Origin of the sequence: Embleya sp. NPDC020886, assembly GCF_044333915.1 — a bacterium.
In the GTDB taxonomy this organism is placed as follows: Bacteria; Actinomycetota; Actinomycetes; order Streptomycetales; family Streptomycetaceae; genus Embleya.
The window spans coordinates 115,550-131,556 of record NZ_JBIRRX010000010.1 but is presented as its reverse complement, the minus strand read 5'-3'; the positions used below and the strand labels follow the sequence as shown (position 1 = coordinate 131,556).

16 protein-coding genes are annotated in these 16,007 nt (G+C 70.2%); 5 read left to right on the top strand and 11 right to left on the bottom strand.

Going from position 1 to position 16,007, the window contains the following annotated elements; all coding sequences use genetic code 11:
• Window positions 1-5: 5 nt before the first annotated feature.
• From ACH4U8_RS30775 to pyrR, 4 genes are read right to left on the bottom strand one after another with little or no spacing between them, the layout of a single operon-like run.
• Complete coding sequence (locus tag ACH4U8_RS30775) at window positions 6-629, bottom strand: hypothetical protein (protein ID WP_379989962.1); 624 nt, start codon at window positions 627-629, stop codon at window positions 6-8.
• Window positions 626-1,912 carry a dihydroorotase gene (locus ACH4U8_RS30770; RefSeq protein ID WP_360323183.1) on the bottom strand — a complete coding sequence of 429 codons (1,287 nt, stop codon included), beginning with the start codon at window positions 1,910-1,912 and terminating at the stop codon, window positions 626-628. Before ACH4U8_RS30770 ends, ACH4U8_RS30775 begins: the two co-directional genes overlap by 4 nt.
• Window positions 1,909-2,916 carry an aspartate carbamoyltransferase catalytic subunit gene (locus tag ACH4U8_RS30765; RefSeq protein WP_360323185.1) on the bottom strand — a complete coding sequence of 336 codons (1,008 nt, stop codon included), beginning with the start codon at window positions 2,914-2,916 and terminating at the stop codon, window positions 1,909-1,911. The genes ACH4U8_RS30770 and ACH4U8_RS30765 overlap by 4 nt, the downstream gene beginning before the upstream one ends.
• Window positions 2,917-2,919: 3 nt before the next feature.
• Window positions 2,920-3,555 carry a bifunctional pyr operon transcriptional regulator/uracil phosphoribosyltransferase PyrR gene (gene pyrR, locus ACH4U8_RS30760; protein ID WP_360323187.1) on the bottom strand — a complete coding sequence of 212 codons (636 nt, stop codon included), beginning with the start codon at window positions 3,553-3,555 and terminating at the stop codon, window positions 2,920-2,922.
• 385 nt (window positions 3,556-3,940) lie between these two features.
• On the opposite strand from pyrR, the gene ACH4U8_RS30755 reads away from it, so the two are divergent.
• Complete coding sequence (locus ACH4U8_RS30755; protein WP_355535963.1) at window positions 3,941-4,444, top strand: transcriptional regulator; 504 nt, start codon at window positions 3,941-3,943, stop codon at window positions 4,442-4,444.
• Window positions 4,445-4,543: 99 nt separating this feature from the next.
• Here the strand turns inward: ACH4U8_RS30755 and ACH4U8_RS30750 are convergent, their stop codons facing one another.
• The gene (locus ACH4U8_RS30750) at window positions 4,544-5,560 is read right to left on the bottom strand and encodes a LacI family DNA-binding transcriptional regulator (RefSeq protein WP_360323189.1); all 1,017 of its coding nucleotides are present in this window, start codon (window positions 5,558-5,560) and stop codon (window positions 4,544-4,546) included.
• A 408-nt stretch (window positions 5,561-5,968) separates the two neighbouring features.
• On the opposite strand from ACH4U8_RS30750, the gene ACH4U8_RS30745 reads away from it, so the two are divergent.
• Window positions 5,969-7,321 carry an MFS transporter gene (locus tag ACH4U8_RS30745; protein ID WP_395781601.1) on the top strand — a complete coding sequence of 451 codons (1,353 nt, stop codon included), beginning with the start codon at window positions 5,969-5,971 and terminating at the stop codon, window positions 7,319-7,321.
• An 82-nt stretch (window positions 7,322-7,403) separates the two neighbouring features.
• Here the strand turns inward: ACH4U8_RS30745 and ACH4U8_RS30740 are convergent, their stop codons facing one another.
• On the bottom strand, window positions 7,404-8,063 hold the full coding sequence (locus ACH4U8_RS30740) for a TetR family transcriptional regulator (RefSeq protein ID WP_360323193.1): 660 nt from the start codon (window positions 8,061-8,063) through the stop codon (window positions 7,404-7,406).
• A 142-nt stretch (window positions 8,064-8,205) separates the two neighbouring features.
• On the opposite strand from ACH4U8_RS30740, the gene ACH4U8_RS30735 reads away from it, so the two are divergent.
• Window positions 8,206-9,819, top strand: a complete 1,614-nt coding sequence (locus tag ACH4U8_RS30735) for an MFS transporter (RefSeq protein WP_360323195.1) — start codon at window positions 8,206-8,208, stop codon at window positions 9,817-9,819.
• A gap of 126 nt (window positions 9,820-9,945) precedes the next feature.
• On the top strand, window positions 9,946-10,437 hold the full coding sequence (locus ACH4U8_RS30730) for a MarR family transcriptional regulator (protein ID WP_360323197.1): 492 nt from the start codon (window positions 9,946-9,948) through the stop codon (window positions 10,435-10,437).
• A gap of 198 nt (window positions 10,438-10,635) precedes the next feature.
• Here ACH4U8_RS30730 and ACH4U8_RS30725 read toward each other — a convergent pair whose 3' ends face one another.
• The 5 genes from ACH4U8_RS30725 to ACH4U8_RS30705 form a co-directional block, all read right to left on the bottom strand.
• On the bottom strand, window positions 10,636-10,980 hold the full coding sequence (locus ACH4U8_RS30725; protein ID WP_360323199.1) for a DUF202 domain-containing protein: 345 nt from the start codon (window positions 10,978-10,980) through the stop codon (window positions 10,636-10,638).
• Complete coding sequence (locus tag ACH4U8_RS30720; RefSeq protein ID WP_360323201.1) at window positions 10,980-11,354, bottom strand: DUF202 domain-containing protein; 375 nt, start codon at window positions 11,352-11,354, stop codon at window positions 10,980-10,982. The genes ACH4U8_RS30725 and ACH4U8_RS30720 overlap by 1 nt, the downstream gene beginning before the upstream one ends.
• A 119-nt stretch (window positions 11,355-11,473) precedes the next feature.
• Entirely contained in the window at window positions 11,474-11,902 is a 429-nt protein-coding gene (gene nusB, locus ACH4U8_RS30715; protein WP_360323203.1) for a transcription antitermination factor NusB, read from the bottom strand.
• Entirely contained in the window at window positions 11,902-12,468 is a 567-nt protein-coding gene (efp, locus tag ACH4U8_RS30710; protein WP_020551770.1) for an elongation factor P, read from the bottom strand. The genes nusB and efp overlap by 1 nt, the downstream gene beginning before the upstream one ends.
• A gap of 74 nt (window positions 12,469-12,542) precedes the next feature.
• A complete protein-coding gene (locus ACH4U8_RS30705) occupies window positions 12,543-13,673 on the bottom strand; it encodes an aminopeptidase P family protein (RefSeq protein WP_395781599.1) in 1,131 nt (376 codons plus the stop codon).
• Window positions 13,674-13,871: 198 nt separating this feature from the next.
• On the opposite strand from ACH4U8_RS30705, the gene ACH4U8_RS30700 reads away from it, so the two are divergent.
• The gene (locus ACH4U8_RS30700; protein ID WP_395781597.1) at window positions 13,872-15,839 is read left to right on the top strand and encodes a trypsin-like peptidase domain-containing protein; all 1,968 of its coding nucleotides are present in this window, start codon (window positions 13,872-13,874) and stop codon (window positions 15,837-15,839) included.
• Window positions 15,840-16,007: the final 168 nt, after the last annotated feature.

Below are 16,007 nucleotides of genomic sequence, written 5' to 3'. Positions count from 1 at the left end.
TGCGGTCACGTGACCGATCCTTCCTGGTGGTTCCGTACAGCCGAGCCGGCGGTCGCCGGCAGTTCTCCGGCGATCAGCCGGGTGATGGTCTCGATCCACGCGTCGTGCTCGTCCGGGTGGTCGCTGCGAAAGCCCGAGTCGAGCGAGCCGTCGCCGTGCGTCCAGGTGATCACCAGCAGGCCGCCCTCGGGCAGCACCTTCCCGGCGATGGCCTTCTCGTGTCGCACCCCGGTCAGCGCCGCGGCGGGTACGAAGAAGTCGGTCGCGGCGGGGCGCTCGACCAGCAGGCCGTCCGGGCGCAGGGTCAGCTCGGCCGGGCTGCGGGTGCCCAGGCCGTGCGCGACCACCCGGTCCAGCCAGTTGCCGGCGGTGGTGCTGCCGAAGTAGCGGCCGACCAGCGGCGGCAGCAGCGGCGCGGCGGCGGCCTCGGGCGCGGTGGGCAGCGCGGGCAGCGCCGCCTGGCGCTTGGCGCGCTTCTTCCAGGCGCGCCACATGAGCAGGTAGACGCCGAGCACGAAGAGGAGGCAGATGCCGATCCAGAGGAGGCGACCGCTCCAGTTCGTCACCTCCGCCGACTTCTGGTCGGCGGCGAACAGCAGCAGGTCGTGGGGGGCCGTGCCTGAGGTCACGCGAGCTTCCCGTCGATCACCGTGGGTACGCCGCGCAGGAACGTGGCGACCACCTTGCCGGGGAGTTCCAGTCCGGCGTAGGGGGTGTTACGACTGCGCGAGGCGAGTTCGGACGGTTCGACCGTACGCCGTGTGCTCGGGTCGACCAGCACCAGGTTGGCGGGCTCGCCGACCTCGATCGGGCGGCCGTGCCCCTCCAGTCGGCCGATCGCGGCGGGGCGCACGGACATCCGGTCGGCGACGCCGGCCCAGTCGAGCAGGCCGGTGTCGACCATGGTCTCCTGGACGATCGCCAGGGCCGTTTCCAGGCCGAGCATGCCCATCGCGGCGACCGCCCACTCGCAGTCCTTGTCCTCGCTGGGGTGCGGGGCGTGGTCGGTGGCGACCGCGTCGATGGTGCCGTCGGCGAGCGCCTCGCGCAGCGCGGTGACGTCCGCGGCGGTGCGCAGCGGCGGGTTGACCTTGTAGACCGGGTCGTAGCTGCGCACGAGTTCGTCGGTGAGCAGCAGGTGGTGCGGGGTGACCTCGGCGGTGACGTTCCAGCCCTTGGACTTGGCCCAGCGCAGGATCTCCACCGAGCCCGCGGTGGAGACGTGGCACACGTGCAGGCGCGAGCCGACGTGCGCGGTAAGCAGCACGTCGCGGGCGATGATCGACTCCTCGGCGACCGCGGGCCAGCCGCGCAGGCCCAGTTCGCCGGAGACGGTGCCCTCGTTCATCTGGGCGCCCTCGGTCAGCCGGGGCTCCTGCGCGTGCTGGGCGACCACACCGTCGAACGCCTTCACGTATTCCAGCGCGCGGCGCATGATCACCGCGTCGTCGACGCACTTGCCGTCGTCGGAGAACACCCGCACGCGCGCGGCCGAGTCGGCCATCGCGCCCAGTTCGGCCAGTCGCTTGCCGCCCAGGCCCACGGTGACCGCGCCGACCGGGTGCACGTCGCAACGACCGGTCTCCTGGCCGAGCCGCCAGACCTGCTCGACGGTGCCGGCGGTGTCCGCGACCGGGTCGGTGTTGGCCATCGCGTGCACCGCGGTGAAACCGCCCAGGGCCGCCGCGTCGGCGCCGGTGGCGACCGTCTCGGCGTCCTCGCGGCCGGGCTCGCGCAGGTGGGTGTGCAGGTCGACCAGGCCCGGCAGCAGGATCTGCCCGGCGGCCTCGATCACGGTGGCGCCGTCGGCGGCGAGCCCGGCGCCGATCCCGGCGATCACGCCGTCGCGGATGAGCACGTCGGACGCGTCGCCCCCGAGGACCTTGGCGTCCTTGATCAGGTACGTGCTCACTTGGTGCTCTCCTCGGTGCCGGTGGCGTTGCTCGCGCTGTGGGGGGTGCTGGTGCTGGGGGCGCTCAGGGCCGGTTCGTTGCCGCCCAGGAGCAGGTACAGGACCGCCATCCGCACGCTGACGCCGTTGGTGACCTGCTCGACGATGGTCGAGCGGGTCGAGTCGGCGACCTCGGCGGCGATCTCCATGCCTCGGTTCATCGGGCCGGGGTGCATCACGATGGCGTGCTCGGGGAGCATCGCCATCCGGCGCAGGTCCAGACCGTAGCGGCGGGAGTATTCGCGCTCGGTGGGGAAGAACGCGGCGTTCATCCGCTCGCGCTGCACCCGCAGCATCATCACCGCGTCGCTCTTGGGCAGCGGCGCGTCCAGGTCGTAGGAGACCGTGCAGGGCCAGCTCTCCACGCCGATCGGGAGCAGCGTGGGCGGCGCGACCAGGGTCACCTCGGCGCCCAGGGTGGCCAGCAGGAGCACGTTGGAGCGGGCCACCCGGCTGTGCAGGACGTCACCCACCAGGGTGATTCGGCGGCCTTCGAGGTCGCCGCGCCCGCCGGCCAGCCTGCGCCGCATGGTGAACGCGTCGAGCAGCGCCTGGGTGGGGTGCTCGTGGGTGCCGTCGCCGGCGTTGACCACCGAGCCGCGCAACCAGCCGGAGCCCGCCAGGCGGTGCGGCGCGCCGGAGGCGTGGTGGCGGATGACCACCGCGTCGGCGCCCATCGCCTGCAGGGTCAGCGCGGTGTCCTTGAGCGATTCGCCCTTGGAGACCGAGGAGCCCTTGGCGGAGAAGTTGATCACGTCCGCGGACAGCCGCTTGGCGGCGGCCTCGAAGGAGATGCGGGTGCGGGTGGAGTCCTCGAAGAACAGGTTGACCACGGTGCGGCCGCGCAGCGTCGGCAGCTTCTTGATCGGCCGCTCGGCGATGTGCGCGAGTTCTTCGGCGGTGTCGAGGATCAGGATGGCGTCGTCGCGGGTGAGGTCCGCGGCCGAGATCAGGTGGCGCTTCACTGGCTACTTCTCCGCGTCGGTGGGAGCGGCGGGGTCGGCCGCGCGGGTGCCGAGCAGGACCGCGTCGCGGCCGTCGTACTCGGCGAGGTGGACCTTGACGGTCTCGCGCAGCGACGTGGGCAGGTTCTTGCCCACGTAGTCGGCGCGGATCGGGAGTTCGCGATGGCCGCGGTCGACCAGGACGGCCAGTTGCACCGCGCGCGGGCGGCCGATGTCGTTCAGCGCGTCCAGCGCGGCGCGGATGGTGCGGCCGGAGAAGAGCACGTCGTCGACCAGCACGACGAGCTTGCCGTCGATGCCCTCGGCCGGGATCTCGGTGCGTTCCAGCGCGCGGGCCGGACCGAGCCGGAGGTCGTCGCGGTACATGGTGATGTCCAGTGCGCCGATCGGGACCTTGGCGCCGTCCTCGATCGAGGCGAGTCGCTCGCCCAGTCGGCGGGCCAGGGCCACGCCTCGGGTCGGAATGCCCAAGAGCACGACGTCGTCGGCGCCCTTGGCGCGTTCGACGATCTCGTGCGCGATCCGGGTCAGGGCCCGGTTGATGTCCGAGGCGTCCAGGACCGCGCGGGCGGTGGCCGGGTCGAGGTCCTTGGGACGGGCGGCCGACGTGCCGCCGGGGGTGTTGCCAGGTGCTGTCATGGAAAACAGACCTCCTTCCCCGTCTCACAGGACGGGCTTTAAAGGACGTCGGGGTACGTCCCTCACAGTATCAGCCAACATCATCAGTCTTTCGGCGGCCCGGACCGGAAGAGCGCGCGGATCGAGCCGGGGCGAAAGTGGAGCAAAGGCGCCTCTCACCTGCGCGAATCCGGCTTTGTAGGCCGTTCGGCTTGACGGACGCAAATTACTCTGCGTAACCTCACAATGAGTCACCACCGGGCCAAACGCGACAGTCGCGACGTGCCGAACCTCGCAGCTTCGGGGAGAGTTCGAGGTACAGAAAGCCGGCCCGGAGGTAGCCACCCCATCGGTTCGGCCAACCACCGGTGGACCTTCACGGTCAGTCACCTGTATTGGGAGCGAGATGTCCAGCGACTACGCCAAGCAGCTCGGGGCGAAGCTCCGCGCGATCCGGACCCAGCAGGGCCTGTCCCTGCACGGCGTCGAGGAGAAGTCCCAGGGCCGCTGGAAGGCCGTCGTCGTCGGTTCGTACGAACGCGGCGACCGTGCGGTAACCGTGCAGCGCCTGGCCGAGCTCGCCGACTTCTACGGCGTCCCGGTGCAGGAACTGTTGCCCGGCGGCACCCCGAACGGCGCGGCCGAGCCGCCGCCGCGACTGGTCCTGGACCTGGAGCGGCTGCAGACCGTTCCGTCCGACCAGGCCGGTCCGCTGCAGCGCTACGCGGCGACCATCCAGAGCCAGCGCGGCGACTACAACGGCAAGGTGCTGTCGATCCGTCAGGACGACCTGCGCACGCTGGCCGTGATCTACGACCAGTCGCCGAGCGTGCTGACCGAGCAGTTGATCGGGTGGGGCGTGCTCAACCCGGAGGCTCGCCGCGCCGTGGAGAACCAGAACAACGCGTAACCTGTGACGCACGGAGCGTGACCGCCACGCGCGGAAACGTCGAAGGGTCCCGAAGCCGATCGGCTTCGGGACCCTTCACCTTTTGTACGATCGCCGGCCTCAGCCGGATTCGCGGACCACCACGCGCGGGTGCACGACCATTCGACCGCCGGGTCGGTAGTCCCGGCCGCGGATCAGTGTGGTGATCGCGTCCGAGGCGCCCGATCCCATCGTCCGGGTGTGCATCGAGACGCTGGTCAGCCGCGGCCACACCAGATCGCAGAACGGCAGGTCGTCGGCGCCCACCACGGCCATGTCCTCCGGCACCGACCAGCCGCATTCGCGCAACGCCGAGATGATCATCAGGGCGAAGTCGTCGTTGCCCGCGAACACCGCGGTCGGCGGTTCGCTCTCGCGCTGCCACTGCCGCACGATGGCGAGCACGTCCTCGCGGACGTAGCCCACGTCCACCCGGCGCAGCGAGACGCCCGCCTCCTCGGCCGCGGCCTGCGCACCCGCCCAGCGCTCCTCGCCGAGGAAGGCCAACGGCCCGGAGGGCACCAGGCAGGCCAGTCGGCGGTGGCCGCGGTCGATCAGGTGGCGGACCGCGACCCGGCCGGTGTCGCGGTTGTCGAAGATCGCGGTGGGCACGTCGGGGTGCTCCTCGCGGCCCCACGCGAAGATCGCCCGGACCCCGGCCCGCTTGAGCACGTCGACCGCGCCGCCGGTGAGCCGGTTGGATTCGGCCATCACCGCGAGCGGTCGCAGCGCGGCCCACTGCCGGGCGGCGTCGGCTCCGCGCGAGGTGCGGTCGGCGTGGATGAGCAGGCTGAGTTCGTGCCGGTTGAGCGCCTCGGTCAGTTCGTCGATGAACGCCTCCAGGAGCTGTCCCATCGGCTGCAGCGGCAGCGGGAACAGCACCACGTCGCTGTTGCCCGAGCGCAGCGAACGGGCGGGCGCGCTGGGCGCGTACCCCAGTTCGCGCACCGCGAGCATGACCCGCTCGCGGGTCTGCGCGCTGACCCGGACCCCGGGCGGCGAGTTGAGCACGTAGCTCACGGTGGATCTGGATACGCCGGCGAGCCGGGCGACATCGGAACTGGTGGGGGGTTTGGCCCCCGCCTCCGGCGCGCTCATCCGTGACCCTCCGGGCGGCAAGTGACCGACTTCGTGCTCGTCATCTCGACGACACCCCCTACCGCACCCGCGCGCGGGTCCGGCCCGCGCGCAACCGATGTCCACCGGATCACAGAGACGCGCGACCCGATACCGCTTGGTTAGCGGGCACAACCTTGGCCGTAATCGCTCGAATGCGCTACCGACGCGTGTCGGTCGTTACAAGATCACTCACGGTGATCGAGCGGTGCAGATTCTGCTTCATTCAAGCCTTGAACAATCAAATCGTTATCTAGTCGGACTGATTTCACGTTGTGGACCCATTCCCTCTGCTTATTCGTGTCACCTAGGCTCCGAGACCAACCTCGTCAGCAGATTCGAGTCCTCCGTGCAGGGAGGGATTCGAGTCCCCTCCATCGGACGGTCCACATGAGTTCGCCCACCACCGAGGCGCCCGACTCCTCGTCGCCGGCGCCGGAAGCCGCCGGCCGCACCGAGCCCACCGGATACAAGCTCGGGCCGCTCTACGCGACGCTGCCCCTTGCCAATATCGCGCTGTACATGCTGTGGCTGGGCGTGGGGATCTACCTGCTCCCGACGCAGGTCATCCACATCAAGGGCGTTCCCGACCAGGAAGCGCTCAAGTGGCCGATCTTCTGGGGCGCGCTGTTCGCCACGATCGGCAACCCGCTGTTCGGCAAGCTCTCCGACATCACCCGGTCCCGGTTCGGCCGGCGCTCGCCGTTCATCCTGTTCTGCGCGCTCATCGGCGCCGCCGCCCTGTGTTTCCAGGCCAACGCGAACTCGATCGCGGTGGTGGGGCTGACCTGGGGCGTCATCCAGTTCATCATGAACGGCTACCAGGCCGCGGTGACCGCGGTCATGCCCGACCGGGTGCCCGCGGGCAAGTACGGCAAGTTCTCCGCGCTGATCGGCCTCGGCATCCCCGTCGGCACGATCGTGGTCTCGCTGCTGCTCGCCGGCGTCGACCTGAGCATGATCGGAATCGATGCCCGGATCGGCGGCTTCGACGGCAAGTTCGCCGACCCGGCGGACGGCGGAGCCAAGGGCTTCTACCTGGTCGCCGCGGTGCTGGTGGCCGCCGCGCTGATCTTCGTGATCTTCAGCCCGGACAGGTCCACCAAGGACCTGCCGCGGGAGAAGTTCGAGTTCGTCTCGTTCGTCAAGGGCTTCTGGGTCTCGCCGCGCGAGCACGCGGACTTCTTCATCGCCCTGGTCTCGCGCCTGGGCGTGATGCTCGGCTACATGGTGATCCTGCAGTTCAACTTCTTCATCCTGGTGCTCTACATCAAGATCCCCCAGGCCGAGGTGTTGTCCAAGCTGGGCACCCTGACCGTGATCAACGCCGTGGTGACCATCGTCGCGGCCCTGGTGATCGGCTCGATCGTGGACCGGGTCGGCCGAGTCAAGCCGTTCGTGGTCGCCTCGGGCGCCGGCGCCGCGCTGTCCCTGATGATTCCGCTGATCTGGGCCACCGAGGACGGCATGATCGCCTTCCAGGTCACCAACGGCCTCTTCTTCGGCATGTACATGGCCGTCGACATGGCGCTGATCACCCAGGTGCTCCCGCGCCCGCAGGACGTCGGCAAGGACATGGGCCTGATCAACATCGCCAACGCCGGCCCGCAGATCGCCGCGCCGTTCCTGGCTCCGTTCCTGGTCGACGACCTGGACCTCGGCTACGAGGGTCTGTTCGCTTTCGGCGCCGCCGTCTCACTGGCCGGCGCACTGCTCGTGCTGCTGGTCAAACGCGTGCGGTAGGTACGTCGAACCACATACGCCGACGGGGCGGACCGGATCACCGGTCCGCCCCGTCGGTATGTCCGCACCCCCGCGCCCGCGTTCACGGGCGCGGGATCTCGCCCGCCGTCCAGCGGCCGGTCAACAGCGCGCCCATGTCCTGCCACGCGTCGTCGATGGTGCGGGCCAGGTCCGCGATGTCGAGCGCCCCGGCCTCGGTCCACTCCTCCATCGCCACCCGCATCACCGCGTGGTACAGGGTCACCGACAGCGCCGGGCGGCGATCGTCCCCGGGCTCGACGCCCTCGCGCCGAGCGACCTCAGCGGCCATCCGCCGCTCCAGCTCCATCGCGTTGCGCAGCGACGCGGCCAGCAGGACCGGGGTGTCCTCGATCATCCGCCGCATCCGCAGGAACTCCTGGCCCGCGCCGTCCGGTTCCTCGTCGGCGACCCGGGCGAACACCTCGGCGCCCGCGCGGCGCAGCGCGGTCAACGGCGCCTCGGCCGCCGGGCGGGCGGTCAACGCGTCCAGGAACAGCGCCTCGAACTCGATCGCCCGGGCCAGCGCCACCTCCTCCTTGCCCGCGAAATAGCGGAAGAAGGTACGCCTGGACACCTCCACGGCGGCCACGATCTCGTCGATCGTGGTGGCGTCGTACCCCTTGCGCAGGAACAACTCCAGCGCGGCGGCCACCAACGCCTCGCGCGTGCGTTCCTTCTTGCGCTCCCGCAAGCCCGTCGCGGTGCCGGCCGTGTCCCGCACGTTGGGTGTTCCTCTCGTTCGTCTCTGCACAGTATGACACTTGCCACTGTGTGCAACTTGAGTGATTTGGCTATATGGCACCGTGTGCCATATCGTTCGATGGCTCGGTACGACACCGGCCTCGGATGGATGTAGGGAACACATGAGTCAGACTTCGACGGCGACATCGGACGCACTCCCGCCGGATCTCTCGAAGGCCCCCGTGCGCAAGGGCATGCAGGGGCATCCCTGGCTCACCCTGCTGGCGGTCGCCTTCGGCGTGATGATGGTGGCCCTGGACGGCACCGTGGTCGGTATCGCGAACCCGGCCATCTCCAAGGATCTGGACGCCTCCCTCGCCGACCTGCAGTGGGTCACCAACGGCTACCTGCTCGCGCTCGCGGTGTGTCTGATCCCGGCGGGCAAGCTCGGCGACCGCTACGGCCACAAGACGATCTTCCTGATCGGCGCGGCCGGCTTCGCGGTCACGTCGCTACTGATCGCCTTCTCCCAGTCGGTCTCGATGCTGATCGCCTTCCGGGTGCTCCAGGGCGTGTTCGGCGCACTGCTCCAACCCACCGCGCTCGGCCTGCTGCGCAACAGCTTCCCCGGCAACAAGCTCAACATGGCGATCGGCATCTGGGGCGCGGCGATCTCCACCGCCACCGCCGCCGGACCGATCGTCGGCGGCCTGCTGGTCGAGCACGTGAGCTGGCAGTCGGTGTTCTACATCAACGTGCCGATCGGCGTGCTGACCCTGGTCGTCGGCATCTGGGCGCTGGCCAACAGCCGGGTGGCCGGCGCGAGCAACCGGATCGACTACCTCGGCGTCGTGCTGCTCTCGGTGGCGATGTTCTGCCTGGTCTGGGGCGTGATCAAGAGCGGCGAGAAGGGCTGGGGCAGCGCCTACACGCTGAGCTTCATGGCCGCCGCACTGATCCTGCTCGCACTGTTCGCGCTGTGGCAGACCAAGGCGCCCGAGCCGCTGATGCCGCTGGTGATGTTCCGCAACCGGTCGTTCTCGATCGGCATCGTGCTGATGATCTTCATGGCCTTCGCGATGTTCGGCGCGATGTTCTTCATCACCTTCTATCTCCAGGGCGTCAACGGCCTCAGCCCGACCGAGACCGGCGTGCGGATGTTGCCGATGTCCGTGGTGATGATGATCGGTTCGCCGATCGGCGGCCTGGCGATCACCAAGCTCGGCCCGCGCATCCCGATCATCGCCGGCCTGGCGCTGTCGGCGACCGCGATGGCGCTGCTCGCCCGCCTCGGCGAGGACGCGAGCTTCGGCGCCACCATGCTGCCGTTCGTGCTGCTGGGCTTCGGGCTCAGCCCGATCATGGTCGGCGCGACGGACATCATCGTCGGCAACGCCTCGCTGGAGTTGTCCGGCGTCGCGTCCGGCATCCAGCAGGCCGCGATGCAGGTCGGCGGCGCGCTGGGTACCGCGGTGCTCGGCGCGGTGGTGGCGGCCAAGGTCTCCTCGGCGCTGCCGGACCGGTGGCCGGCCGAGGCCGGCGCCTACGACCGACTTCCGCACGGGCAACGCGAGGCGATCGAGGGGTCGGTCGCGCAGGGCTTCCCGCCGGTGGATCCGGCGACCATGAACGAGCGCACGATCGACGCCGTGCGCCACGCGTCGGCCACCACGTTCCTGGACGGCATGCAGCTCGCGTTCACCATCGCCGCGATCACGATGGCGGTCGGGATCGTCCTCGCGCTGTTCGTACGGCAGGGCGAAAAGCGCGAAGGCGCGGTCGCCGTGCACGTGTAGGGCATGATCGACTCGGAGCAACATCCATAGGCCATGGTTCGTGGGCACAACCGTCGCGCCGTTCCCGATCCACATCGGGGACGGCGTTCCGGTTTGCCCGGCAAATTAGACAGGTATTCTTACCTCGTGCAGCAAGACACCTCCTCCGAGTCCGAACTGGTGACGTTGCTGGTCGGCGCCGTGCGCGGGATCAGCCAACTCTTCTCCGACCGCATGACGGGCGCGGGCTTCGACGAGATCCGGCCCACGCACGGCTTCGCGCTGACCCTGGTCGGCGAGGGCGGCACCACCGCCACCGAGCTCGGGCGCCGACTGGGCATGACCAAACAGTCGGCCGGCGAGGTGGTCTCCCACCTGGCCCGACACGGCTACGTCGAACGCAAGCCCGACCCCGCCGACCGCCGGGCCCGCCGGATCACCCTCACCGAGCGCGGCCGCGAATGCCTGAAGGTGATCTGGACCGAGCTGTCCGGGATCCAGGGCGCGTGGACGAAGGCGGTCGGCGACGACGGGGTCGAGGTGCTCAAGGAAGGTCTACGCGCGGGCATGCGCCAACTCGGCGCCTCCGGCGAACTCCCGGACAACCTCAGCCAGGCCTGGTGGTGGCGGGAGAACTAGAACCTGTCGGCCCGGCGGCGGGCGAGGTAGGTGTCACACCGAGGGGCCGGTTCGACCGGCTCCGCGTGGGGTCGGGCGAAGTCGCTTGTCCTGGACGGGAGTTCGGCCTTCGGTCCGGCGGCCGTCGTGGCCATGCGGCTGCACGTCGAGCACCGCTCCACCGGTCGATCGTGGGTCGGCGCGTCCCGCCGGCCGCGCTCAGGGCCGGCCCAGCAGCACGCCGGCCGCCAGCACGCAGGCCACGATCGCGGTGAGCAGCGTCGCCCGGATCGCCCGGTCGCCGGTCGCCGGGGCGCCCGCCCGGACCGCGCGGTAGATCTGCCGATGCCGCAACAGGCCCACCACGTAGACCACGCAGCCGGCCGCCATCACCACGCAGCCGGGCACCATGTACCACCAGCGGTCCGGCACGTGCCCGGCGCGCACCAGCAGCGCGCCGTTGGCGACGAACGCCAGCGCGGTACGCGACCACGCCATCCTGGTGCGTTCCGGTTGCAGCCCCGGATCCAGCGGTGCGCCCGGCAGCAGTGCCGATCCCGACATCAGGACGCGATCATCAGCACGACGCTGACCACGATCACGATCACCAGGCCCGCCGAGAGCACCAGCGGCAACGCGGAGAATGGCAACGCACGCCCGAGCCGCATCGCCCGTTCGACCTGATACCAGCGCCGATACGCGGTGGCCGACAGGGTCAGGGCCAAGCCGACCAGGACCAGACCGAGCACCAGCCGCTGCGCGTGCGGAGCCAGATCCGGCACCAACTGCACCACCGCGACTCCGCCCGCGAGCAGCGACAGGGCGGTCCTTATCCAAGCCAGGAAGGTCCGCTCGTTGGCGAGCGTGAAGCGGTAGTCGGGCTCGTCCCCGATCTCCCGGAGCCGGGAGCCCTTGCGCTCGGATCTCATGATCTTCATTATCGGCATTCGATCACGGCCCGATCGGCGCGGCCGCGTCGGACCCCGACAACGCCGTCGAGCCGCCTCCCCCGTGTGGGGCAGGCGGCTCGACGAAGTCCCGGAAGCGGCGGGCTCGGCTAACGCAGCAGCGTCGGCTTGAGGTCCTTTATCCGCGCGAGCAGGCCGTTCACGAAGGCCGGCGACTCGTCCGTGGAGTATTCCTTGGCGAGTTCGACGGCTTCGTCGATGGCCACGACGTCGGGGACGTCGCTCTCCCAGAGCAGCTCGTAGATGCCCAGGCGCAGGACATTGCGGTCCACGCCGGGCATGCGGTCGAGCGTCCACCCCACGGCGTAGGTGCCGATCAGGTCGTCGATCCGCTTGCGGTGCTCCTGGACGCCCTCGACCAGTTGCATCGTGTAGTCGGCGACCTGTGGCTCCGCCTTGTCGGCCTGGAAGCGGCCGACCCAGTCCGCGAGGATCGTCACCGGGTCGACGCCGCGCTGGTCGGCCTCGAACAGGATCTGCAGGGCGCGCTTCCGGGTCTTGCTGCGGGCACCGGCCACTAGCTGTTCACGCGGCCCAGGTAGTCACCGGAACGGGTGTCGACCTTGACCTTCTCGCCCGTCGTGATGAAGAGCGGAACCGCGATCTCGAAGCCGGTCTCCAGCTTCGCGGGCTTGGTGCCACCGGTGGACCGGTCGCCCTGGACACCCGGCTCGGTGTACTCGATGAGCAGTTCGACGGAGGCCGGCAGCTCGACGTAGAGCGCGGAGCCCTCGTAGATCGCGACGGTCGCCTCGAAGCCTTCGAGGAGGTAGTTGGCGGCGTCGCCGACGGTCTCGGGCGAGATCGGCAACTGCTCGTACGTGTCCGTGTCCATGAACACGAAGTCGGTGCCGTCCTTGTACGAGAACTGCATGCCGCGCTTGTCCACGGTGGCCGTCTCGACCTTCGTGCCGGCGTTGAAGGTCTTGTCCACGACCTTGCCGGAGAGGACATGCTTGAGCTTCGTACGAACGAACGCGCCGCCCTTGCCGGGCTTGACGTGCTGGAACTCGACGACGGACCAGAGCTGGCCATTGTCGAGCTTGAGCACCATGCCGTTCTTCAGGTCGTTGGTCGTGGCCACGAGTGTGGTGTCTCCTGCGTGCTTCTGGGACCGGATGATCGCGCGTCGGACCGGACAGGTATCGATACCGTCCGCTACAGGACGAGCAACTCCTTGGTCGTGATGGTGAGTAGCTCGGGCCCGCCGTCTTCGAGCGGACGAACCACCAGGGTGTCCTCGATGCGGACACCGCCGCGGCCCGGGAGATAGATCCCCGGTTCGACGGTGACCGGCATGCAAGCGTCCAGCTTACCGGTCGCCGTCGGACCCAGAAGCGGGTCCTCGTGGATCTCCAGTCCGACGCCGTGCCCCAGGCCGTGTTTGAAGAACTCCAGGTAGCCGGCCTGCTCGATCACCGCACGCGCGGCCCGGTCCACCTCGACCGCCTCGACGCCCGGCGCGAGCGCCTCGCGGCCCGCCTTCTGCGCGGCGAACACCACGCCGTAGATCTCCTGCTGCCAGCCGGCCGGCTCGGTGCCGATCACGAAGGTGCGGGTCATGTCGGCGTGATAGCCCCGGTAGCGCGCACCGAAATCGATCTTGAGGAAATCGCCGTCCTCGACCCGGCGGTCGCCCGGATCGTGGTGCGGGATCGCCGAGTTCGGCCCGGTGGCCACGATGGTCGGGAAGGCCACCGCGTCCGCGCCGTGGTCGGCCATCCGCCGCTCCAGCTCCATCGCGATGTGCCGCTCGGTCCGCCCGACCAGGATCGACTCGATCATCTCGCCGAGCGCCCGATCGCCGATCTCACAGGCGATCCGCAGCGCGGCGATCTCCGCCGGGTCCTTGATCCGCCGCAGGTCCTCGACCACCCGGCCGAGATCGACCAGCGCGGCGGCGGCGTTCTCCTCGGCCAGCACGGCGCCCAGCGCGCGGTAGAGCTCGACCGTGACGTGTTGCTCCTCGATCGCCAGCCGGACCGCGCCGGCTGCGGCGGCGCGCTTGGTCAGCGTCTGCGCACAGGCCCGCTCGACGAGCAATTCGACGCCCGGCGCCTCCTCGCTCGCCTGGTGTGCGTAGCGCCCGTCGGTACAGAGCACCGCGCCGGACTCGGCGGACCCTTCTCCGGCCGCTCCCGGGGCGTAGACCAGCAGCGCGGCATTCGAACCGGTGAACCCGGTCAGGTAGCGCACATTGACGCGATTGGTGATCAGGGCGACGTCCGCACCGGCACCGGCCAGACGGGAACGCAACCGATCACGGCGTTGAGCATGGGCCTCGGGCATGGAATCAGCGTAGTCCCGCGAGGTGGGCCGAGCCCGGCGTGACTCGGCCCACTGCATCCTTCGGGCTGCGCACTGCATCCTTCGGGTTCCGAGCAGGGCAATCGGGTGATATCCGGACAACGGCCGTCATCCGGTTCTACGCTGCCTGCGAGGGGGTGTACTTCAGTGGAAATCACCGGAAATGACGATGCTCGCGCCGTGCCGGCCGACGAGCTGCTGGTCCGCCAGATCAACGCCGCGGCCGAGCGCTACCGGGCCGCCGGAGCCGACCGCGGCGAGATCGACCGGCGCCGCGCAGCGGGCAGCCGCTTCCCGGACGACGACCATCGGCTGCAACTGCGCGCGGCCCGGTTGGTCGAGCAGCACGAGGTGCCCGGACAGGTGTTGCTGGCCACCTCGCCCGAGGAGAGCGCACCGCGGCTGGCCGAACGCATCATAGGTGTCACCAACGACCTACAGAGCCTGAACTTCCTCGCCCGCGGGTTGCGGGCCGCCGCCTGCGTGGCCCGGATCTGGTACTCGACGGGCGGCCCGATGCAACCGCAGGCGACCGGTTTCCTGGTCGCGCCGGGCCTGTTGTTGACCAACCATCACGTCTTCCCGGACCCGGCGACCGCGGCCGGCGCGTTCGCCGAGTTCGGCGCGGAGATGGGGATCGACAACGACCTGCCGATCCACACCACTCGCTTCGCCCCGGACCCGGACACACTGTTCCTGACCGACGAGGACCTCGACTTCACCCTGGTCGCGATGCGACCGGGCGGCGACGGCCGGCCGCCGGGGCAGATCTTCGGGCACATCCGGCTGATCGCGGCCGAGGGCAAGCTGGTGGTGGGCGATCCGGTGAACGTGATCGGTCACCCGGACGGGCGGCTCAAGGAGATCGCCATCCGGGAGAACCGGTTCACCCAACGCTTCGACGAATTCCTCCAATACGAGACCGACACCGAACCGGGCAACTCCGGTTCGCCGGTGTTCAACGACCAGTGGGAGGCGGTCGGGCTGCACCACAGCGGGGTGCCCGCGCAGGACGACAGCGGTGCGGTGCTCAACCTGGCGGGCCTGCCCTGGCAGCCCGAGCAGGGGTTGGCGCAGATCAAGTGGATCGCCAACGAGGGGGTGCGGATCAGCGTGATCCTGGCCCGACTGGGCGCGCTGACCACGACCGACGCACAGCGGGCGTTGCTCGCCACCCTGGGTGCCGGGTCGGGGCTGGGCTCGACGCCGACGGTGCGCACGGGCGTGCCCGCGCCGCGCTCGCCGGTCGAGGCCGCGTCGGGTGCCGAGGCGGTCGCGGTGGCCGGGGCAACCGGGCGGCCGGACGCGTTCGGCGGGCGGGTGCGGCTGGTCTTCCTGCACGGTCGCAGCCAACAGGGGCACGATCCGGGGGAGTTGCGGCGCGGCTGGGCGGCCGGGCTGAACAGCGGGCTGACCATGGCGGGGTTGCCGACGGTGGATCCCGAGGACGTCTGGTTCCCGTTCTACGGCGACCGGCTCGTCGAGGTGATGGAATCGGCGACGGCGGTCGAGACGCCGCTGTCCGCGTCCGCACAGGCGTTGTACGAGCAGTTGCTGGACGAGGCCGCGCGGCGGGCCGGGATGCCGGCCCCGGGGCAGGTCCTGGTGACCGAGAGCATCTGGGACCACGTGGTGGGCGCGGTGCACGAACCGCTGGGCTGGGTCGCCGCGCACACCGGGGTGGACCGACTGGTGATCCGGGCCGCGTTCCGCGACGTCGCGGCCTATCTGGATCGCGACGACACGCGCGAGGCGGTGCTCGATCAGGTGCTGGCCGGGCTGCCCGGGGCCGGTCCGCTGGTGCTGGTCGCGCACAGCCTGGGCACGGTGGTCGCGATGGATCTGCTGACCCGGCTCGGGCCGCAGGTGCCGGTGGCCGGGTTGATCACGGTGGGCAGTCCGCTGGGGATGGACACCGTGTATTCGCGGTTGCGGGGCGGCGGGGCGCACCTGCCGCCGATCGCGGGGCCCTGGTTCAACGCGTGGTGTCCCACCGATCCGGTCGCGATCGGGTGCCCGCTGGCCGACGACTGGAGCGGGCTCGGCGCGGAGTGCACCGTGGCCAATCCGCATGACCGCGCGCACGACATCGGCGCGTATCTGGCGCATCGGGAGGTGGCGACGGCGATCGGGCGGTTGTTGGGGTGAGCGCGGGCCGGCGGCTCGGTCGGGGCGGGGGGGCGGGGGGGCCCCCCCCCCGCCGCCCCCCCCCCCCCCCCCCCCCCCCCCCACAAAAAACCCCCCCCCCACCCCCCCCCCCCCCCCCGGGGGGGGCGGCGCCGCGCCCGCCCCCCCCCCCCCCCCCGCCCCCCCCCC